Origin of the sequence: Microvirga soli (assembly GCF_016734765.1) — a bacterium.
Classification (GTDB): Bacteria; Pseudomonadota; Alphaproteobacteria; order Rhizobiales; family Beijerinckiaceae; genus Microvirga; species Microvirga soli.
Map to the genome: position 1 here is coordinate 14141 of NZ_JAERQE010000048.1, position 18849 is coordinate 32989.

General features: G+C 61.7%; 21 protein-coding genes and 1 pseudogene. 13 read left to right on the plus strand and 9 right to left on the minus strand.

What is annotated here, in order from left to right; translation table 11 throughout:
* Window position 1: 1 nt before the first annotated feature.
* The 5 genes from JKL45_RS24395 to JKL45_RS24415 are packed head-to-tail and all read right to left on the minus strand — an operon-like array spanning window position 2 to window position 4538.
* The gene (locus JKL45_RS24395) at window positions 2-988 is read right to left on the minus strand and encodes a branched-chain amino acid ABC transporter permease (protein ID WP_201864403.1); all 987 of its coding nucleotides are present in this window, start codon (window positions 986-988) and stop codon (window positions 2-4) included.
* Window positions 985-1857 (minus strand): branched-chain amino acid ABC transporter permease, encoded by an 873-nt coding sequence (locus JKL45_RS24400; protein WP_201864404.1) that lies wholly within the window; start codon window positions 1855-1857, stop codon window positions 985-987. The genes JKL45_RS24395 and JKL45_RS24400 overlap by 4 nt, the downstream gene beginning before the upstream one ends.
* Entirely contained in the window at window positions 1854-2594 is a 741-nt protein-coding gene (locus tag JKL45_RS24405; protein WP_201864405.1) for an ABC transporter ATP-binding protein, read from the minus strand. Before JKL45_RS24405 ends, JKL45_RS24400 begins: the two co-directional genes overlap by 4 nt.
* Window positions 2591-3367, minus strand: coding sequence for an ABC transporter ATP-binding protein (locus JKL45_RS24410; RefSeq protein ID WP_201864406.1), 777 nt, complete (start codon window positions 3365-3367; stop codon window positions 2591-2593). The genes JKL45_RS24405 and JKL45_RS24410 overlap by 4 nt, the downstream gene beginning before the upstream one ends.
* Window positions 3368-3377: 10 nt before the next feature.
* Window positions 3378-4538: an ABC transporter substrate-binding protein gene (locus JKL45_RS24415; protein ID WP_201864407.1), complete on the minus strand. Its 1161-nt coding sequence runs from the start codon at window positions 4536-4538 to the stop codon at window positions 3378-3380.
* Between the two features lie 210 nt (window positions 4539-4748).
* On the opposite strand from JKL45_RS24415, the gene JKL45_RS24420 reads away from it, so the two are divergent.
* The 10 genes from JKL45_RS24420 to JKL45_RS24465 all read left to right on the plus strand — a co-directional run bounded on the left by JKL45_RS24420 (window position 4749) and on the right by JKL45_RS24465 (window position 13938).
* A complete protein-coding gene (locus JKL45_RS24420; RefSeq protein ID WP_201864408.1) occupies window positions 4749-5531 on the plus strand; it encodes an enoyl-CoA hydratase/isomerase family protein in 783 nt (260 codons plus the stop codon).
* On the plus strand, window positions 5532-6122 hold the full coding sequence (locus JKL45_RS24425) for a hypothetical protein (protein ID WP_201864409.1): 591 nt from the start codon (window positions 5532-5534) through the stop codon (window positions 6120-6122).
* Window positions 6119-6508 (plus strand): Zn-ribbon domain-containing OB-fold protein, encoded by a 390-nt coding sequence (locus tag JKL45_RS24430; protein WP_201864410.1) that lies wholly within the window; start codon window positions 6119-6121, stop codon window positions 6506-6508. The genes JKL45_RS24425 and JKL45_RS24430 overlap by 4 nt, the downstream gene beginning before the upstream one ends.
* Window positions 6505-7656, plus strand: a complete 1152-nt coding sequence (locus tag JKL45_RS24435) for a thiolase family protein (RefSeq protein ID WP_201864411.1) — start codon at window positions 6505-6507, stop codon at window positions 7654-7656. The genes JKL45_RS24430 and JKL45_RS24435 overlap by 4 nt, the downstream gene beginning before the upstream one ends.
* Before the next feature lie 21 nt (window positions 7657-7677).
* Entirely contained in the window at window positions 7678-8592 is a 915-nt protein-coding gene (locus tag JKL45_RS24440; protein ID WP_201864412.1) for an SDR family NAD(P)-dependent oxidoreductase, read from the plus strand.
* Window positions 8593-8595: 3 nt separating this feature from the next.
* A complete protein-coding gene (locus JKL45_RS24445; protein ID WP_201864413.1) occupies window positions 8596-9459 on the plus strand; it encodes a MaoC/PaaZ C-terminal domain-containing protein in 864 nt (287 codons plus the stop codon).
* Window positions 9460-9472: 13 nt separating this feature from the next.
* A complete protein-coding gene (locus tag JKL45_RS24450; protein ID WP_201864414.1) occupies window positions 9473-10633 on the plus strand; it encodes an acyl-CoA dehydrogenase family protein in 1161 nt (386 codons plus the stop codon).
* Window positions 10634-10641: 8 nt separating this feature from the next.
* A complete protein-coding gene (locus tag JKL45_RS24455; protein WP_201864415.1) occupies window positions 10642-11766 on the plus strand; it encodes an SDR family oxidoreductase in 1125 nt (374 codons plus the stop codon).
* Between the two features lie 25 nt (window positions 11767-11791).
* Complete coding sequence (locus tag JKL45_RS24460) at window positions 11792-12814, plus strand: cyclase family protein (protein ID WP_201864416.1); 1023 nt, start codon at window positions 11792-11794, stop codon at window positions 12812-12814.
* A 209-nt stretch (window positions 12815-13023) separates the two neighbouring features.
* The gene (locus tag JKL45_RS24465) at window positions 13024-13938 is read left to right on the plus strand and encodes a Bug family tripartite tricarboxylate transporter substrate binding protein (RefSeq protein WP_201864417.1); all 915 of its coding nucleotides are present in this window, start codon (window positions 13024-13026) and stop codon (window positions 13936-13938) included.
* A 64-nt stretch (window positions 13939-14002) separates the two neighbouring features.
* On the opposite strand, the pseudogene JKL45_RS24470 reads toward JKL45_RS24465, so the two are convergent.
* Window positions 14003-14587: pseudogene (locus JKL45_RS24470) on the minus strand (IS6 family transposase); the annotation flags it as partial.
* Window positions 14588-14657: 70 nt separating this feature from the next.
* Here JKL45_RS24470 and JKL45_RS24475 point away from each other — a divergent pair.
* Window positions 14658-15356, plus strand: a complete 699-nt coding sequence (locus JKL45_RS24475; RefSeq protein WP_376771074.1) for an IS6 family transposase — start codon at window positions 14658-14660, stop codon at window positions 15354-15356.
* An 88-nt stretch (window positions 15357-15444) separates the two neighbouring features.
* Here JKL45_RS24475 and JKL45_RS24480 read toward each other — a convergent pair whose 3' ends face one another.
* Window positions 15445-16029, minus strand: coding sequence for a TetR/AcrR family transcriptional regulator (locus tag JKL45_RS24480; RefSeq protein WP_201864419.1), 585 nt, complete (start codon window positions 16027-16029; stop codon window positions 15445-15447).
* A gap of 146 nt (window positions 16030-16175) precedes the next feature.
* Between JKL45_RS24480 and JKL45_RS24485 the strand changes: the two genes are divergently transcribed.
* Window positions 16176-16457: a hypothetical protein gene (locus JKL45_RS24485; RefSeq protein WP_201864420.1), complete on the plus strand. Its 282-nt coding sequence runs from the start codon at window positions 16176-16178 to the stop codon at window positions 16455-16457.
* A 101-nt stretch (window positions 16458-16558) separates the two neighbouring features.
* Window positions 16559-17107: a Cif family virulence factor gene (locus tag JKL45_RS24490; protein WP_201864421.1), complete on the plus strand. Its 549-nt coding sequence runs from the start codon at window positions 16559-16561 to the stop codon at window positions 17105-17107.
* A 125-nt stretch (window positions 17108-17232) separates the two neighbouring features.
* Here JKL45_RS24490 and JKL45_RS24495 read toward each other — a convergent pair whose 3' ends face one another.
* The gene (locus JKL45_RS24495) at window positions 17233-17559 is read right to left on the minus strand and encodes a hypothetical protein (RefSeq protein ID WP_201864422.1); all 327 of its coding nucleotides are present in this window, start codon (window positions 17557-17559) and stop codon (window positions 17233-17235) included.
* Window positions 17556-18647: an IS5 family transposase gene (locus JKL45_RS24500; protein ID WP_201864423.1), complete on the minus strand. Its 1092-nt coding sequence runs from the start codon at window positions 18645-18647 to the stop codon at window positions 17556-17558. Before JKL45_RS24500 ends, JKL45_RS24495 begins: the two co-directional genes overlap by 4 nt.
* Window positions 18648-18849 lie beyond the last annotated feature (202 nt).

Genomic DNA, 18849 nt, shown 5'->3' on the forward strand with positions numbered 1-18849 from the left:
CTTAACTCCTTTCAGGAATGGTTTTGCCGACCGGCGTCGTGCGTCGGGTGAATAGATTCCGCAACGGTGCAACAACTCCGAAAAGGCCGTTGGGCAGGAAGGCAAGCGTGAGGATGAGAACACTGCCAAGGATGATCTTGTCGACGTAACCGCCGAAGGAGAAAAACTTCTCCTGGACCTGGATCAAGGCGACCCCGAGCAGCGGACCGAGCAGAAGACGGCGGCCCATCACCACGACGGCCGTGAGCATCAGGATGAGAAAGTAGGTCTCCAGCACGTCCGCGCTGATGTAGGCCCGCTGATAGGAATAGAGCCATCCAGCCGATGCAGTAATCGGGGCGGAGACCATAAAAACCTGGAGCCTGACGCGTTGCGGGTCGACGCCGGACGTAACCGCGAGGCGCTGGTTGAGGTGTACCATCATGGCCGCCTGCCCCAGCTTCGACCGGCGGAAAGCCGACACGAGGTAGATCGCAACGAGCAGCAGCAGGTAGGCGATGGGCCAGAGCTCTTGATCGTTCCGGGCTGTGAAGCCCAGCCATGACAATTCGAAGGCCGGAATGCCCCGGAGGCCATCGGAGCCGCCGAGAAAATCCCAGTTCTGGGCAATTGTCGCCGCTACCACGGCAACCGCATAGGTTACCAAGGAAAAAACGAACTCGCGCAGCTGCAGGGTCACGAAGCCGAGAGCCGCCGCGACCAGCAGCACCATGAGGATTGCGCCCGCAAGCGACAGGACCGGACCGATGCCTGCGCTAGCCGAAAGCAAAGCGGTCGTATAGGCTCCGACTGCGAAGAAAACCGTGTGTGCGAGGCTGACTTCGCCAAGGTCCGACACCACGATGTCAAGCCCATAGGACATGACCGCGAAGATCGCGATCAGCACGCATGCCGCATAGACCGCACCGGAGGCGCCGAGGAGAATCGGCACGAAGAAGCCGATGACGGCAAGCGCGGCGAACAGGACAGTCTTGATCCCGGTCTTCATGCTCGTCGTCCTCCTGGACTGACGGCGAGGCCGCCGGGCCGGATCACCAGAACCGCGATCAGAACTGCGAAGGCGGCGGCCGTGGCGTAAGCGGGTGAAACGAAGGCTCCGAAGAAGGCCGTGAAGAGGCCAAGGGCTAGGCCGGCCACATAGCTGCCTGTGACGCTGCCGATGCCGCCGAGAACCACGACCACGAAGGTGATGATCACCTCATCGAAGCCCATCGAGGTGAGGATGGGCGTACGCGGTGCCACGAGAGCGGCCGCCAGAGCCACCGCCGCGCCCTCGAAGGCGAAGACGCCCAGATACACCCGACGCACATTGACGCCTGCGAGCTGCGCCAGTTGCGGGTCCTCCGCCACCATGCGGGCAAGCCTGCCGATCCGCGTCCGATCGATCACATATTTCAATGCCGCGAAGAACAGGATCGCCGCGATGACGATGGCGATATCCTGATAGGTGAACCAGAGGTCGCCCCAGTAGATGTCCTTGGTCGAGAACGGCGTCTCAAGGATCTGGCCCGTGGAACCGAAGAACAGCGCCGCAGCGCCATGAAGCACGTAGCCGAACCCGAGGGTGACGATCATAATCGACACCAGATCCTGCTTCAGGGTGAGCTGGAGCATAACCCGCTGCATGACGTAACCGACTGCGACGCCGGCCAGCATGGCCAGGGGAATGGCCACGAAATACGGGAGCTCCAGGCGGGAGACGCCGTACCACGTCACGAAGGCTCCCAGCATGTACATCTGGCCATGGCCGAAATTGACCAGCCGGGCGACGCCCAGGAGCACAGTCCAGCCGATGGCGATAAGCGCATAGGCATGGCCAAGAACAATGCCATTGACGAGTTGCTGCGTGAAATTCATGCCACATGCGCTCCGAGATAGGCTTCAGCAATCCGGGGATCGCCCCGCATCTCCGATGCCGGGCCTTCGGCGATGATTCGCCCGCGCTCGATCAGGACAAGACGGTCGACCACCTCGATGGCGGCCCTCACGTTCTGCTCCACGAGGAGTACGGTGAGGCCGGAATCCACCAGGGACCGCACGGTTTCGAGAACCGTGGAAACGAGGCGCGGCGCGAGACCGATGGAGGGCTCATCCAACAGCAGCGCCCTCGGACTAAGACGCAGGGCGCGGGCAATGCCCAGCATCTGCCGCTCTCCGCCGGAAAGCTGCGAGCCGAGATGGTGCCTGCGCTCATAAAGACGTGGAAAGAGAGCATAGATCTCGTCGATGGAGTATTGCCGCCGCCGTTGGCCATCGGTGGGCACATCCACGCTCGCCGCGAGGTTTTCTTCCACGCTCATCTGGGCGAAGACGAGTTTTCCCTCGGGGATAAGAAGCAGGCCCGAGCGCACCCGCTCATGAGGCGGAAGATTCGATATATCCCGACCGTCCAGCATGATCTTGCCGGAGACCTTCGGGGATCCGCGCGACCAGCCGAGAAGGCCGTTCACGAGAGTGGACTTCCCCGCCCCGTTCGCGCCGACGACGCCGACGAGCTCCCGCTCGCGTACCGCGATGCGCGGTACATCCAGGGCGACGTTGCCGCCATAGGCGATCTTGAGATCGGTGGCTTCCAGAACCGGACGAGTGTTCATTGCGCGCGCCCCAGATAGGCCTCGAGGACCCGCGGATCGGACTGGATCTGATGCGGAGTTCCGGCGGCGAGCAGCCTGCCCTGCTCCAGCACCACGATCTGGTCCGCCACCGACATGATCAGATCCATGTGATGTTCGATAACAATCACGGCCAAACCTTCTTTCTTGAGCGAGATCAGAAGGTTGATCAGGTGGGTCATGTCCGCGCCGCCGAGGCCAGCGGCAGGCTCGTCGAGCATGAGGGCCTTGGCCCCGCTCCCATAGGCCAGCGCGATGGAGAGCATGCGCTGAATGCCATAGGGAATATTGGTCGGCTTGAGATCGTGATATGCCTCCGGAATACCGAAGCGGACAAGGCGCTGCTTGGCGTCCTCCACTGCATCTGCTCTGCGGCGCACCTGCGTGAAGGGCAGCAGGGCCGTGGCTAGCAAGCCCGTTCCGTAACGGTCTTGGAGCACCGTCACCATGTTCTCCAGAACCGTCAACTCGTGGAAGAACGCATTCTGCTGGAAGGCCCTCTTCAGGCCCCGCTCAGCCAGGAGATGAGGCGCGATGTCCGTCACCTCCTGGCCATTCAGGAAAACCCGCCCCCGCCTTGTCACAAGGTGGGTGACGGCATCGTAGCATGAGCTCTTTCCGGCGCCGTTGGGGCCGATGATCCCGAGGATCTCGCCTGCGCCGACACTCCAGGTCACCTCGTCGAGGGCAACCAGAGCGCCATAAGTGACGCCAAGGCCCTCGACGCGAAGCACTGGTCCCAACCCGCCGGACATCTCACCACCCTCAGTTTGAGGCCGAGCGGACGACGATCTTCTGATTCTCGATCGTAAAGAGCTTGTGGTTCGACTCGAGCTGCCCATTCGCCGCGAAGGACACATCCCCGAATATCGTGCCCTTGAAGCTGCCGCCGCGTATGCGCTTGGCAACCGGCTCCTTATCGAGGCTCTTCACCTCGTTGGCCGCCATGGCCCAGACCTGAAGCGAGGTCGCGCCGAGAGCCATGTACTTATCGGGCGTGTACTTGAACATCTCCTGCGTCTTGGCGACGAATTTCTTGTTCGCCTCATTCGACGCGAAGGGCTCCACATCGGGGAAGTAGATGTCTGCGCCGATCACCCCATTGGCAGCCTCGCCGGCCACCGAGATCACGCTCGGCGCCACAGTGCCAACGGCGGTCACGAGCTGCCCTGGAAGGCGGCTTTGCTTCGCTTGACGAATGAGCGCCGGCATCCCGAGTCCTTCATTGGCGTTGATGGCGATCGTCATCTCGGGATTGGCGGCGCGCACATTGGTCAGCGCCACGCGAAAGTCGGCCTGATTGAATGGGAATTTCTCTTCAGCCACCTTCTCATAGGTGTAGTTGAGCTTCTTGAGCTCGGCTTCGATCGATTCATGCGCGCCATTTCCGTAGGCGTCGTTCTCAGTCATGAAGGCAATGCGCTTCGCCTTTGTGTCGGTGATATACTTGGCGATCACCGCTCCGTCTTGCGAGTTCGAGCTGTTGAGGCGCACCGCCAGCGGATTGCCTTCGCCCGAGAGGATCGGATCGGCCTTCGAGATCGCCGTGATATCGAGGATGTTGGCGCGGTTAATCACCGGCTGCATGGCAAGTGTCACCGGACTGTTCCACCCCTCGATGATGACCGAGACACCTGCGGAGATGAGATCGTTGGCGCGCGACACGCCGACGGCGGGCGTCGACTCGTCGTCCCGAGACAAGATCTCGATCTGGCGGCCCATGACACCGCCCGATTCGTTAATGATTGCCGCCATGGCCTGGATAGCTTGGGTGACGTGCTGCCCCTGTGGGCCCGCACCTCCGCTGAGAGGAAAGATCACGCCGACCTTGATAGGCTGCTGGGCCTGGGCATGCGCCGGACCGGCAAGAGCGAGCGCGCCGAACGACGCGATAGCGAGAGTTTTAAGGGCCTGTGTAGCTTTCATGAACCTTCCTCCTGTTTGTGCGCCGTTATCGGTCTTCATTGTTATGGCGAGTACGATACCGAGGAGTATGTAGGGCTGTCAATCAAGTCATCGTGTTTCTAATTTGAGAGAACAAGATCCCATCTTGAGCGTTCTTAAAGGCAATTTTTGAGGGATACTTGCCAACATACTCCTCGGTATGTAATCTTCGCTCGACAATCGGGAGCCGCCATGACAGTCGACGGAGACTCATTCGTGAGGGCAGAACGCAGGGGCGCCGTCCTGCTCCTCGTCATTGATCGTCCAGCCGCACGCAACGCACTCAACCCGACCGTTCTCACCAAGCTCGCGGAGGAGCTGACAGCGGCCGACCGGGACCCGGCAATCCACGCAGTAGCCCTGACCGGCGGGCCCAAAAACTTCTCGGCGGGCGCGGATATCGACACGCTTGCGGGCCATTCTCCTGCAAGCTACCTCGCCTCTCCGACGCGCCGTGCCTTCGAAACTATCTTCCGTGCCGAGAAGCCCATCGTGGCCGGCGTAACCGGCTTCTGCCTCGGCGGCGGATGCGAGGTCGCCCTTTCGTGCGACTTGATCGTTGCCGGCGACAACGCGTTTTTCGGACAGCCGGAGATCAATCTCGGCATTATCCCGGGCGCTGGGGGCACGCAGCTCTGGCGGGAGCGCACAGGTGCTGGCCCGCAGGTGGAGGCCGTCCTACTCGGCCATCTCGTCGATGCATGGACCGCCCGGCGCATCGGGCTCGTCGATGAAGTCGTCCCTGCGGAGCGGATCGTGGAAGCCACGGTCGATAAGGCTTTGGCTGTGGCGTCGAAAGCGCCGCTGGCCAGCCGTACGGCGAAGGCTGCTCTGAGGGGCGCAGGGGCCATGAATCTGCACGCGGCGCTCACCCATGAGATCGGCCTGATGGCGGGGCTTCTTGGAACCGAGGATGCGCAGGAGGGCACACGGGCCTTCCTCGAAAAGCGCCGCCCTCAATATCAGGGGCGTTAGATGAGCGCAGCACTGCACCGGCTACACCTTCCAGATCAGGCCACCGACGCGGACATTCTCGCTCAGGTGAAGCGGAGCCTGCGCGAGGCGGAACATGCCGTGGCGCTCGTCATCGAGGGCTCCTTCGCCGGGGAGGTCATGGACGCCAAGGCCCATGGCGACCTGATCGGCCTTCTGCTCGACGCTCCGATCCCGGTCTTCGCCCTGCCCTCCGGCCCTGTCGGACAACGCGGCCTGGCGCTCCTGCTGACCTCGGACCGCATCCTCCTAGGGCAGGAGTTGATGATGGAAGGTGAGTGGCGCGCGAGCCCAGGCCTTGCCCCCCTGCTCCATCACAAGCTCGGCTCCACGCTCACGGGCGCGATCGTATTCGATCCATCGGCTGACCTTCTCGCGCGGCTCGTGGAGCATGGGCTCGCAATTCATGCGAGCGATCCCGACTCCTGCCTTCAGCAGATTGCTGGCAGCCTAGGAGGCGGCATCGGACGCCGCCTCAAGCGCACCCTCAAGGCCTCGGGCGAGCTGCCCCTGAAAGAGGCCATCAGCTTCGACCTCTGGTTTGCCAAACCACAACCTATGAGCGCTTCATGAGCACCGATCCACGCTTCGACGGCCCCGGACCGGATGAGACCTGGCGCTCCGCGTTGGCGGAAGGCCGCTTCCTGCTGCAGCAATGCCGCCGATGCGACACATGCCGCTTCCCTCCCGCTCTCGTCTGCCGTGGCTGCGGCTCGCCGGATCTCGCATGGAAGGAGACATCCGGACGAGGCGCGGTTTATTCCTCAACAACCGTGCGCGACCGCGAGGGCAACTACAACGTCTCCCTTGTCGATCTCGCAGAAGGCGCGCGCATGATGAGCCGTGTAGAGAGTGTCGATCCCGATTCGGTTCACATCGGCATGAAGGTCGAGGCAAGGATCGTCCACGCGCCGGAGCCCCTAGTCGTGTTCGTTCCAGCCAAGGGAGACGCCTCGTGAGCCGTTCTCTTCGCGGCAATGCTGCCATTGTGGGCATCGGCAACACCAAACGCTGGAACGCACCCGGTCGCTCCCCTTTTGATCAGTTGCAGGAAGCAGCCATCCTCGCGCTGGAGGATTGCGGCCTTGGCCTAAAGGACGTGGACGGCCTCTTCTGCGCCGTATCATCGTCAGGCCTGCCCGTTCTCAACGTCGCGGAGCGTCTCGGGCTTACCGTCCGTCATGCGGATGGCACAATGGTGGGAGGAGCCTCGTTCCTGTTTCATCTCCAGAGCGCCGTTTCGGCCCTGGAACACGGCTTATGTGAGGTGGCGCTGATCTGCTACGGCTCTAACCAGCTCAGCGCGGGCGGGCGGCTCGTCTCCATGCCCGATCCGCAGCCTTACGAGGCTGCCTACAAGCCCCGCTTTCCGATTTCGAGCTATGCCCTCGCCGCCGCGCGGCACATGTACGAATTCGGCACCACCCGCGAGAACCTCGCTGACGTGGCCCTCGCGGCCCGGGCCTGGGCCAATCTCAATCCGGACGCTTTTGCTCGCGGACCCTTAACCCGCGAGGAAATTCTGTCCTCGCGCATGGTGAGCGATCCCATCACGCGGGCGGATTGCTGCCTTGTCACCGATGGCGGCGCGGCCCTTGTGGTGACTCGCGCCGACCGGGCGCGCGACCTTGCTAAGCCGCCCGCCTATGTTCTGGGCACGGGGGTCGCCGTTAGCCATCGGCAGATTGCCGCCATGCCTGACCTCACCACCACCGCGGCCGTCGAGTCGGGCCGCAGGGCCTATGCAATGGCCGGCATCGGGCCAGCCGAGATTGACCATGTGATGGTCTATGACGCCTTTACGATCACGACGCTTCTGTTTCTCGAAGACCTGGGTTTCTGCCCGAAAGGCGAAGGTGGAGCCTTCATTTCGAGTGGAGCCATCGCGCCGCGCGGAACGCTGCCGGTGAACACGAATGGCGGCGGCCTTTCCTGTAATCATCCGGGAATGTACGGCCTTTTCACCATCATCGAGGCCGTGGAGCAGCTGCGTGGCGCCTGCGGCGAACGGCAGATTCAAGGAGCCGAGGTCGCTCTCGCCCACGCCAATGGAGGCGTTCTCTCCAGTCAGGCGACGGCGATCCTCGGTTCGGCAGCAACACTTTAAGATCAAGAGGAGAAAGCCACCATGCCGGGAATGCTGGAAGGCAAGGTTGCCATCGTGACGGGCGCAGGCCAAGGCGTCGGGCGAGCGATAGCGGAAGGGCTCGCCAAAGCAGGCGCGAGCGTGGTCATCAACGATGTAGGCGTCACGCTCACTGGGGAGGCGGAGAATGCCTCCGCGGCTGAAGAGGCGGCTGCCGCCATCCGCGAAGCAGGAGGCCAGGCCGCCGCCAGCCGCGACTCGGTTGCCGATTGGACGAGCGCCCAGCGCATCGTGCAGACGGCCATCGATGCATTTGGACGCGTCGACATCGTCGTGAACAATGCCGGGATCCTGCGCGATGCAATCTTCCACCGCATGGATCCGGATGAGTGGCGTGCCGTCATTGACGTGCATCTCCACGGCAGCTTCAACATCAGTCGTGCCGCCGCCACACATTTCCGGCAGCAACAATCCGGGTCCTATATCCACATGACCTCGACGGCCGGCCTCATCGGCAATTTCGGGCAGGCGAACTACATGGCCGCCAAGCTGGGGATCGTGGGCCTGTCGCGTGCCATTGCCATGGATATGCAGCGCTTCAACGTGCGGTCCAACTGCATCGCGCCCTTCGCCTGGAGCCGGATGGTGAGCTCCATTCCGACCGAGACGGAGGCCGATCAGGTGCGCGTCGCGAAGCTCAAGCAGATGACGCCTGAGAAGATCGCCCCGATGGTGGCCTTCCTCGGCTCGGACGCAGCCAAGACCGTCTCCGGACAAGTCTTCGCCGTGCGCAATAATGAGATCTTTCTCATGAGCCAGCCGCGCCCCGTACGCTCCCTGCACCGGGGGGAAGGCTGGACGCCGGAGGCGATTGCCGAGCAACTTCCTGGTGCCTTCGGCCCCTCCCTCATCCCGCTCGAGCGTTCCGCAGACGTCTTCTCCTGGGACCCGGTCTGAGTCATGGCGATCGACCCTGAAAAACTGTACGCTCTTCGGTTCCCCGAGATCTGCCATGCATACACCTGGCGTGACAGCATCCTCTATGCCCTGGGCACCGGTTACGGCATCGACCCCATGGACGAGCGGCAGTTGCGGTTTGTCGACGAGACAAAGCTGCAGGCCGTGCCAACCATGGCGAACGTGCTGGCCTATCCGGGCTTCTGGATGCGCGATCTCGATACCGGCATCGACTGGGTGAAGGTGGTGCATGGCGAGCACGCCATGCGCCTCCACCGTCCGCTGGCCCCGGAGGGCGAGGTTGTGGGGCACACCCGGATCGTCGACATCGTCGACAAAGGACCCGGCAAAGGTGCGCTGGTCTATGCCGAGCGTGAGATCTCAGACGTGGCGACCGGCGAGAAGATAGCGACCTTGCTCCAGACCGTCTTCTGCAGGGGCGATGGCGGCTTCGGAGGCAAAAGCGAGGCTCCCCGGGCGCCTCATCCCATTCCGGAGCGGGCGCCCGACCAGACCATCGACATGCCGACTCATTCCCAGATGGCACTTGTTTACCGGCTCTCCGGGGACTTCAACCTCCTCCATTCCGATCCGGCAATCGCGCGGAAAGCCGGATACGAGCGCCCGATTCTGCATGGCCTTGCCACCTACGGGGTCATCGGGCACGGCCTCATGGCGGCGCTCTGCGACTACGCACCGGAACGCGTGGTAGCACTCGAAGGACGCTTCTCCGCGCCTGTTTTCCCGGGCGAGACTATCAGCATCGACATCTGGCGCGAGAAACCGGGAAAGGCGCTGTTTCGCTCCCGCATTGCAGCCCGCAACGCCGTCGTGTTCAACAACGGTTCTTTCGAATACACGGCTTAAGGAGAGACGAGCCATGGATTTCCGCCTTACGGAGGATCAACGCGCCCTTCAGGAAAGCGCCCGGCGCTTTGCTCAGAACGAGCTGCCGAAGCTTGCGGCCGAGATCGAGGAAACGTCGCATCCACTGCCGCATGGCTGGCTGAAGCGCTATGCAGAAATGGGCTTTCTCGGGATCAACGCCGATTCGGACCTCGGCGGTCTCGGTCTCTCCCATCTCGACGCATTCTTAGTAATGGAGGAATTCGCAAGGGTTTCCGTCGGCGTCGCATTCCCGATCTTCGAATGCTGCGCTGGCCCGGTCCGGATCGTCGAGCGCCTCGGCCATCCGTCGCTGCGCGAGCGCGTCGTGCCCAAGGTCGTGGCAGGCGAGATGCTGGTGGCCATTTCCATGTCCGAGCCCGATGCCGGTACCGCGCTCACGGATCTCCGCACTCGTGCGCGCATCGAAGGGGACACGATCGTGATCGACGGATCCAAGCGCTGGTGCTCCGGCGCCGGGCACTCGGAAGGCTATGTGGTGTTCTGTCGGTTCGACGGCACGCCCGGCGCAAAGGGCATCGGGGCCGTGTTCGTGGACAAGGACACGCCGGGCCTTACCTTCGGACCGCAGGAGCAGCTCATGGGTTTCCGCGGAGTTCCTTCCGCCGATATGACCTTCGAGAATGTACGGGTTCCGCGCGAGCATCTGCTCGTTGGTCCAGGCGGCTTTGCGAGCCTGATGGGCCTCTTCAACATCGAGCGGCTCGGTAACGCCACCATGGCCCTTGGCGTCGCAGCAGGCGCTCTGGAATACGTGACCGGTTATGTTCAGGAGCGCAAGCAGTTCGGCAAGCCTATCGTGGATTTCCAGGCTGTGCAGATCCGCCTGGCCGAGATGGCCATGAAGGTCGAGGCCTCCCGGCTGCTGATCCATCGCGCGGCCGCGAACGCGGATGAGGGCCTGCCCAACGCACGCGAGGCCTCCATCGCCAAGTGCTACGCCAATGAGATCACCCGGGAGGTCACCGCAACCGCGCTTCAGCTCATGGGCGGCTATGGTTATGCCAAGGAATACGGTATGGAGCGGCGGCTGCGCGACTCCTTCGGGTGGGGCATTGCTGGCGGAGCCATCGACATCCAGAAGCTCAACATCGCGGCCGAACTCGTCGGTCGCCGCTTCGATCAGAGACGGTGAGGCGCGTCATGGCGGCACGGACCGTTCTGATCGCAGGCGCCTCGGGCGTGGTAGGTCACGCCGCCGTGGAGCACTTCACCCAGCTCGACGGATGGACCACGATCGCCCTCTCCCGCCGCCGTCCCGAGATCTCGTCGGATCGATCCTACCAGCATATCCCGCTCGATCTGCAGGATGCCGAGGCTTGCCGTGCCGCCGTTGCGGCAATGTCGGAGGTCACTCATCTCATTTACACAGCCTTGTATGAAAAGCCGGATCTTGTGGAAGGTTGGCGCGACCCGGAGCAGATGGCCATCAACCTCGCCATGCTGCGCAATCTTCTTGAGCCGCTCATGGAGAGATCGGGCAGCCTGCAGCATGTAAGCCTTCTGCAGGGCACGAAGGCGTACGGCATTCACATCCACCGCATTGCCGTCCCTGCTCGCGAGCGCTGGCCGCGCGACCCCCATGATAATTTTTACTGGCTGCAGGAGGACTACCTATGCGAGGCCTCCTCCAGGCATGGCTTCGGCATGACGATCTTCCGCCCGCAGGTGGTATTCGGTGACGTGGTCGGGGTTGCGATGAACCTCACTCCGGTCATCGGAGCCTATGCGGCGATCTGCAGGGAAGAGGGCCTGCCTTTCTCGTTTCCGGGGGGGCCGGCTTATGTGCTTGAGGCCGTAGACGCCCGTCTCATGGCGAAAGCTCTCGCCTGGGCGGCCGAGGCTCCGACAGCGCGCGGCGAAACCTTCAACATCACGAATGGCGACGTCTTCGTCTGGCAGAATGTGTGGCCTGCCATCGCACGCGCGCTCGGCGTCGAGCCGGGACCCGATAGTCCCATGTCCATTGCGGAGTTCCTGCCCAAGAAGGCAGATGTCTGGGACAAGGTCGTTGCAAAGTTCGGCCTGAACCCGATCCCGCTCCCGGCCATGCTTGGGACGTCCCACCACTATGCCGATTTCACCTTTGCGTATGGGGCGCAGCACAGGCCGCCCCCTGCCCTCGTGAGCACCATCAAGATCCGCCAGGCGGGCTTTGCCGAGTGTATCGATACCGAGGACATGTTTCGCGACCTGTTCGGTAGCCTCGCAGCCAAGCGCATCCTACCGCCTATGCGTGGCATGAAGACAGATTCCGCTCAACGGTAAAGCAATAGAACACAGGGAGGACATCATGACCGAGAAGCGCTGGGTTCGGCGACCTGAAGGCTCCAACTGGGGTGATTTTGGGCCCGACGATCAAGTCGGACGTATGAACCTCCTGACCCCCGAGCGTCGCCTTCGGGCGATTCGGGAGATCACTCATGGCGAGACATTCACGTTGAGCCTGCCGCTCGATCATCCAGGTGGCAACACCCTTTTCGAGTATCGCAAGGAGCCCCGCTTCTTTTACGAGAAACGGGGCCCGGCCCATAACTACAATTTCCGGCTCAGCAATGTCTGCGGCTGCTTCTCCGATGTCGTGTCCGACGACGCGGTGCTGCTCTACACGCAGTATTCCACACAGTGGGACGGCTTGAGCCATGTCGGACAGCTGTTCGACGCAGACGGCGACGGTATGGTCGAAAAGGTTTATTACAACGGCTATCGCGGGGGGATCGACATCGTGGGGCCGGACGACGCCTCAGAAGGCCAGGGAGCCAAGGCCCTCGGCATCGAGAAACTCGCCGTTAGCGGCGTCCAGGGACGCGGCGTCCTCGTCGACTTGGAAGCCCGCTACGGACGGGAGCGCGCCATCGTCGGCTACGAGGACCTCATGCGGGTTCTGGAAGGGCAGCGCTCCAGTGTCGAAACGGGGGACTTTCTCTGCCTCTATACCGGCTTCGCCGACCTGATCCTGGAAATGGGCAAGCAGCCCGACAAGGAGCTGCTGTCATCGTCCTGCGCTGTTCTCGACGGACGAGACGAGCGCCTTCTCAACTGGATCACGGATTCAGGAGTTGCCGCTATCTGCGCTGACAATTTCGCGGTGGAAGCCTATCCGGCCAAGCCCGGGCCTGGCGACACTTACCCTGGGCTGCCGCTGCACAATCACTGCCTGTTCAAGCTCGGGGTCCACCTTGGCGAGCTGTGGTACTTCGCGGACCTAGCTCGCTGGCTGCGCAGCCACGACCGCTGGACATTCCTTCTAACGGCCCCGCCGCTGAGGCTGCCCGGCGCAGTTGGCTCACCTGCGACACCGATTGCAACAGTCTAGACACCGAGACGCTCGATCACAGTGCCATTGCGCCGCCTCACTGGACCTGCGCCAGATCTACTGGTTTGACCATGGTCAGGCCGCAGCATGGAGCAACCATAGCGCCCTGAGACAGTCTCAAGGCGAAGAAAGGGAGGAAGAGGAAGATGCACCGCCGGAACCTTTATGCGACGCTGCTTAGCCTGACAGCGCTCCTCGGAGCGGGCACGGTGGCAGAGGCGCAAAGCAGTTATCCAAGCCGCACCATTTCCCTTATCGTGCCTTTTCCAGCAGGAGGAACTGCCGATATCGTGGCTCGGATCGCGGCGGCCGCCATAGGCGATCAATTGAAGCAGAATGTCATTGTCGAAAACATGAGCGGTGCGAGCACCGCGATTGGCACTGCTGCTGTCGCAAGAGCGGAGAAGGACGGCTATAAGCTTCTCTTCACCGCAGCGACAACCTTTGTCACCAACCCGCACCTCTACGATAAACTCTCCTACAAGCTCGAGGATTTCGAGCCGATTGCCCTTGTTTCGAAGGTGCCGTTCGCCTTCGTCGTGAAGAAAGACTTTCCTGCCAGAACGCTTGCCGAGTTCAAAGATTATGCCAAGGCAAATCCGGGCAAGATCAACAATGCCACTAACGGGCCCGGCAGCGTCGTGCATCTCATCGGCGAGATGATCGGCAAGCAGCTCGGCATCGAGATGAAGCAAGTTCATTACCGGGGGGCTTCGCCTGCCACGAACGACATGCTGGCGGGAGTAGTCGACAGCAACGTGGAGGCTCTTACCAATGCTGTACCGAACGTGACTGCAAATCAGTATCGCGCCTTGGCAGTTCTGACGAACGAGCGCTCGCCTCAACTCCCCGATGTTCCGACCTTCAAAGAACTTGGGTACCCTGAGCTCGTTGCGGAAAGCTGGTTTGCTGTTTTCGCACCCGCGGGCACTCCGACGGATATTACCCAGACGCTAAGTTCTGTTGTCGCCGGCATCGTGCAATCGCCCGATTTCGCCAAACGCATGCGGGAAATCGGCAATGAGGCGGCGGCAGCAAATCCTCAGGAGCTTCTCAGGTACGTGAGGGAAGAGAATACTCGCTGGGGCAGAGTTATCAGGGAAGCAGGGGTCCAACTCAACTGATCTGACGTGGTTCTGTCGCAACTCTGGAACTGAGACAGCACGATAGAAGCGCCCCCCTCGACCGTCATGCAGCGAGTCGCTCGAACTGCTCAGCGAGCGAAGGCTGCCGATTCCAGGCATACTTTGCCTGTCCCTTGCGCATCATGTGCACCATTTCAATGCCACTCAGGATCGCGCGAGCGCTGTTCACTGATTTGAACCTGAGCATTTGTCGGACCCGGCGTTTGACGGCGCGATGATCCTGTTCGATGCGATTGTTCAGGTAGGCACTCTGCCGGATCCGAATCGGCTTCAGTTTGTGTCTTGATCGATCCTCGAGCCGGTTTTCCGTGTCACAGGATAGGATCGCCTCTCGGTTAGTCTGACTGCCATCGATCACAATCCGCTCGGGCCTGCCATGGCGCTTGAGGGCTTTGCGCAGGAACTGTCTGGCGGCAGTGAGATTGCGCCGCTCGCTGAACCAGAACTCGACCGTATCCCCGTTGCTGTCGATCGCGCGATACAAGTACATCCAGCGGCGGCGGACCTTGATGTATGTCTCGTCAATATGCCATTTTCGGCTGACAGGACGTTTGCGGCGGTTGAAGCGTTCAAGTAGCAGCGGCGCATAGCGCAGGGTCCAGCGATGGATTGTGGCATGGTCGACGGAGGGGTCCGTCGCAAACGTTTTGTTTCAGAGTTTCAGCTAATCCTCCCCGGGCTCAAGGATGGAGGGTAGTGTGTTTAAGGGCAGGCATTTTGATCGATCCGTGATCCTGCTCTGCGTCCGCTGGTACTTGGCTTACGGTCTCAGCCTGCGGAACTTAGAGGAAATGATGGCCGAGAGGGGCATCTCCGTCGACCACGCGACCATTCACAGATGGGTCATTCGCTACTCGCCCGAACTGCTGGAGCAGTTCAACCGGCGCAAGCGTCCTGTGACCCGGAAATGGCATATCGACGAGACGTATATCAAGGTCCGGGGGCGGTGGATGTACTTGTACCGCGCGATTGACAGCAGCGGCGACACCATTGAGTTCTGGTTCAGCAAGCGGCGCAATCTGACCGCCGCCAAACGGTTCCTGCTCAAGGCGATGAAGCGGCATGGCCGTCCGGAGCGGATCGTGATCGATGGCAGTGAGACGAACCGCGAGGCGATCAGGTCCTGCGATACCGTCGACCGACTCCAGAACAGATCACAGCTTGGTGTGAAACCCATTCGCATCCGCCAAAGTGCCTACCTCAACAATCGCATTGAGCAGGATCATCGCGCTATCAAGAGGCGGGTGCGGCCGATGCTCGGCTTCCAATCTGTGGCCAGTGCCCGCGTGATCCTGGGCGGCATTGAGATGATTCACATGATGCGCAAAGGACAGGCGAAGTACGCCTGCCGTTCGCAGCCGTCACTTGCCGAGCAGTTTGACTTGATCGCCGCATGAGCTTGAGAGGAGATCTCGGCTATCTTCGCGCCCCTGCTCCAGATTTGCGACGGAACCCCTTTTGGAACCGAGAGCAGCCCCTCGGAGACTAGACCTGCCGCGCAGCCTTGAGTGCGTATTCCAGGATCTTGACCTTCAATCGGGTCAACTCCGCAGGAGCGAGATCAACCCGTGTAAACTGCGTCCAGAACTGAAAGCTGGTGAACGCGACTGCGACTTGGATGACATGTGGGCCATCCTCGGTATGCGCCAGCGCCTCCCTGACCAGTGCCTCAACGCCGGCCTCCACAGCGGTGAGAAAACCATCGAGCTCGGGCACGAGTTCGCGATCTCGCGCCGCAAGGGCGAGGCGGTGCGCGCCCCGGGCGTAGAAGGCATCCAGCTCCTCGACCAACCGCACGAGGCGCTCGCGGCCAGTCTTGGCTTCGGAGAACACCGAAGCAACAGTGTCGGGAGTCGGGGGACGCATTGCGTGCCACACATGCGCGCCGCAGGCCCGGACAAGGTCACCGAGGGTGGGGAAATGCCGGGAAACAGTGGCCGGCCCGACACCAGCCCCTTCCGCGACCTCGGCGAAGGTTGTGGGAACCACCCCCTTCTTGTCATGGAGCCGCATCGCCGCCTCCACGATCCGCTCGCGTACCTGATCACGGGCCTCTGCCCGCTTCTGCATTCTGTAGTCTCTCGCCATCAGGTCCCTATATTTGACAGAAGGTCATTTTCGTGAAATCTTCATATCACGAAAGTATCTTATCCAACCCTATCCCGTCAAGACTCTCATGATTGCGGAACCCAATCGGTTCCGGAGGAGGCGAAGCTATGCCCAGACGTCCTCTCTTCATCCTTGCAGCCGCCGCTCTTGTTCTCACAACCGCCGGACCAGCTCTGGCCGCATGCGGTTCTACTCAGGTCTTTCAGGTAGGGAACCTGAGTGGGGATCCCGAGAAAGACACCTTCGGCCTCTTGTGCGGGCCGGCTGGTGGCGAGCGAACCAGCTCCCTCACCAGTTCTGCACGCAATGAGATCGTGCAGGTCGGCACGATTACGGGCGAGGCCGAGAGGGACACGCTGGGCTACCTGCAAGTGGCTGCGGCTCCGTAGCACCCGCCCCCTAACAGATCACCGATCCCAATCCCTCCTCCTACGGGAGCTGGCTGAAGAACCCAAGATCCAGAGGTCGTGAACTCTTTCAGGAGGTCTCCATGAGAACCGTATCGAGAATTCTTGCTGCGTCGGCGCTATGCATCACAGTCTCTCCAGCGTTAGCAGGCCCGGACGAGGAGGTCCGAGACATCATCTCGGCTTGGGCCCAAGCCTATACCGAGGGTGACCACAACAAGATATCGCAGTTGTACGATCACTATGGCCGTCTGCATGGTGTGGACGCCGCCGACATGATTGGACCGCAGGCCGTCAGCGAGCACTACTACTTCGAGAATGGGCACACTACGCTGCGCTCAGTGAAGCTCGGCGACATCAAATGCTACTCGTATGATGATGCGACTGCCACTTGTGCCGGTGCCATGGAGTTCGTCGTGACCAAGCGGTCAGGCGAAACGTTGAGCCAGCCGTCCCAAGTCAGCCTGGCTTTCGCGTATGACCATGATGTCGGCAAGTGGTTAATCCATGACCATCGGGTGCTGCGCGGCATCGCCGTCGCGGTAAAGCCTGCGCCCACACTCCAAGCAGATGCGGTACAACCGTCGCTAAGCATTGTTCCAGCCAGCGCAGCGACAATCCCTGTCCAATGAGCGGTGCAGGAGCGCGGTTGGTTCACTCCGACTGCGCCCAATCCCGACCACGATCGCTCTGTTTGGCGCGATACAAACACGGAAAGTGAAGAACATTAAGGGAGCGGCTAGCGCCAGCCACGCCTCTAGCAGGCTGTTGAAGAAGTCCATCGGTGAGCGATGAAGTTTGCTTCGTCGCCACCGTGGAAGCAGATTGCGCCCTTGAGCGAGCCATCGGCCTGGAGCTCAGCCCAGCCGTCGCCGCCTGCCTCATCCATCTCGTCGTTGCCTTCCCACGAGAACGCGACGGCATCTGCATGACTGCCACTGAAGATCCGGCCGGAAACACATCCGAAAGCGAACTCTCCTGCGCCGCCCTCCTCGAAGAGGATATAGGCGAGCCCAACCATGTCGGGATAATCCTCGACATAGTCCGGCATCTTCGTGATGCGCCATTTGCCGAGGACGCTCATGCTGACGCCGCCATGAGCTTGGGAAGGCGCAGCAGATTGTAGGCAGCGGCTGCGAACGTGAAGGCCAGTTCCACCCGCTCAACACCCCGGAATCGCGTCTTGGCTTGGCCGGCGACAGTTTTGATCCAGCCGAACGCCTCCTCAATGCGCTTGCGGATACGCTGACTGACCGCGTAGCCCGCATGCCGGGTGGTGCGTCGATCAATGGCTGAACGCCGGCCGTTCGCGTTCTGCGCCACATGCGGTGTGACCTTCATGGTCCGCAACTCACGGACGAAGTCCTGCGTGTCATAGGCCTTGTCGGCGCCGAGCGTGATTGCTCGCGGCCGATCGGCATAGGGCTCGATCAAAGTCAGCGCCGCCGTACGCTCGGCATAGCCGTCAGCGCGCGTCAGGCAGGCGCCCACCACCAGGCCGGAGCGGTTCTCCATGAGCGCATGTCCGAGGAAGCACAGCTTCGACTCCTTGCCGGCTCCCTTGCGGTAGAGCCGCGCATCCGGATCGGTGGTCGAGGCATGGGTGTCGTTCGAGCGCTTCTCACCCCGGAAGTTGGTCTCCGCGTTGCGCCCGCCATCGGCCGGCGGATCACCTGCGCCGTCCTTCGGCTTGAAGCTCTTCATGGAAGCCCAAGCTTCGATCAGGGTGCCATCAACCGAGAAGTGGTCCATGGATAGAAGCTTCTTCACCCTGGGCTGGGCCAGTACGGCGGCCAGGAACTGGGCCGCGATGTCGCCGTCGAGAAGCCGATCACGGTTCTTGGAGAAGGTGGAGTGATCCCAGGCGGCATCATCAATGCCGAGCCCAACAAACCAGCGAAAGAGTAGGTCGTATTCGAGCCGATCCATCAGCTGGCGCTCGGAGCGAATCGAGTAGAAGGCCTGCAGCAGCATGGCGCGGAGCAGCTTCTCGGGTGCGATGGACGGCCGCCCCATGCGCGGCGCGTACAGAGCCGCCAGTGAAGGCTGAAGCAGGACCAGCGCCTGATTGGCAATCTCCCGGATCGCCCGCAACGGATGATCCGCGCGCACCCGGGCCTCCAGATCGACATAGGAGAACAGCTCTCCGGTCCGCTCATCCCGTCCGCGCATTCATTCCCTCCGGTTGCCCGTCTCGAATGAATCACAGCCGAGCTTGCGCCGCCACGGACTTTTTCAACAGCCTGCTAGGAGTGTGGTGTCGGTCAGTCATGACCCAGGTCATCGAGAGTCAGCTCTGGGTCCAGCCTGTGTGGAAACGCGTTGATCTGCTAAGCTGATGCAGATCAGCGGAGGTCGCGATGAAGCGTTTCGT

Excerpts from the sequence above, each read along its gene's own strand:
- JKL45_RS24450 (WP_201864414.1), top strand. The coding sequence starts at position 9,473 with ATGGATTTCCGCCTTACGGAGGATCAACGCGCCCTTCAGGAAAGCGCC.
- JKL45_RS24405 (WP_201864405.1), bottom strand. The coding sequence starts at position 2,594 with ATGAACACTCGTCCGGTTCTGGAAGCCACCGATCTCAAGATCGCCTAT.
- JKL45_RS24420 (WP_201864408.1), top strand. The coding sequence starts at position 4,749 with ATGACAGTCGACGGAGACTCATTCGTGAGGGCAGAACGCAGGGGCGCC.
- JKL45_RS24440 (WP_201864412.1), top strand. The coding sequence starts at position 7,678 with ATGCCGGGAATGCTGGAAGGCAAGGTTGCCATCGTGACGGGCGCAGGC.
- JKL45_RS24410 (WP_201864406.1), bottom strand. The coding sequence starts at position 3,367 with ATGTCCGGCGGGTTGGGACCAGTGCTTCGCGTCGAGGGCCTTGGCGTC.
- JKL45_RS24485 (WP_201864420.1), top strand. The coding sequence starts at position 16,176 with ATGCCCAGACGTCCTCTCTTCATCCTTGCAGCCGCCGCTCTTGTTCTC.
- JKL45_RS24400 (WP_201864404.1), bottom strand. The coding sequence starts at position 1,857 with ATGAATTTCACGCAGCAACTCGTCAATGGCATTGTTCTTGGCCATGCC.
- JKL45_RS24445 (WP_201864413.1), top strand. The coding sequence starts at position 8,596 with ATGGCGATCGACCCTGAAAAACTGTACGCTCTTCGGTTCCCCGAGATC.
- JKL45_RS24490 (WP_201864421.1), top strand. The coding sequence starts at position 16,559 with ATGAGAACCGTATCGAGAATTCTTGCTGCGTCGGCGCTATGCATCACA.
- JKL45_RS24480 (WP_201864419.1), bottom strand. The coding sequence starts at position 16,029 with ATGCAGAAGCGGGCAGAGGCCCGTGATCAGGTACGCGAGCGGATCGTG.
- JKL45_RS24495 (WP_201864422.1), bottom strand. The coding sequence starts at position 17,559 with ATGAGCGTCCTCGGCAAATGGCGCATCACGAAGATGCCGGACTATGTC.
- JKL45_RS24425 (WP_201864409.1), top strand. The coding sequence starts at position 5,532 with ATGAGCGCAGCACTGCACCGGCTACACCTTCCAGATCAGGCCACCGAC.
- JKL45_RS24415 (WP_201864407.1), bottom strand. The coding sequence starts at position 4,538 with ATGAAAGCTACACAGGCCCTTAAAACTCTCGCTATCGCGTCGTTCGGC.
- JKL45_RS24500 (WP_201864423.1), bottom strand. The coding sequence starts at position 18,647 with ATGCGCGGACGGGATGAGCGGACCGGAGAGCTGTTCTCCTATGTCGAT.
- JKL45_RS24430 (WP_201864410.1), top strand. The coding sequence starts at position 6,119 with ATGAGCACCGATCCACGCTTCGACGGCCCCGGACCGGATGAGACCTGG.
- JKL45_RS24395 (WP_201864403.1), bottom strand. The coding sequence starts at position 988 with ATGAAGACCGGGATCAAGACTGTCCTGTTCGCCGCGCTTGCCGTCATC.
- JKL45_RS24460 (WP_201864416.1), top strand. The coding sequence starts at position 11,792 with ATGACCGAGAAGCGCTGGGTTCGGCGACCTGAAGGCTCCAACTGGGGT.
- JKL45_RS24455 (WP_201864415.1), top strand. The coding sequence starts at position 10,642 with ATGGCGGCACGGACCGTTCTGATCGCAGGCGCCTCGGGCGTGGTAGGT.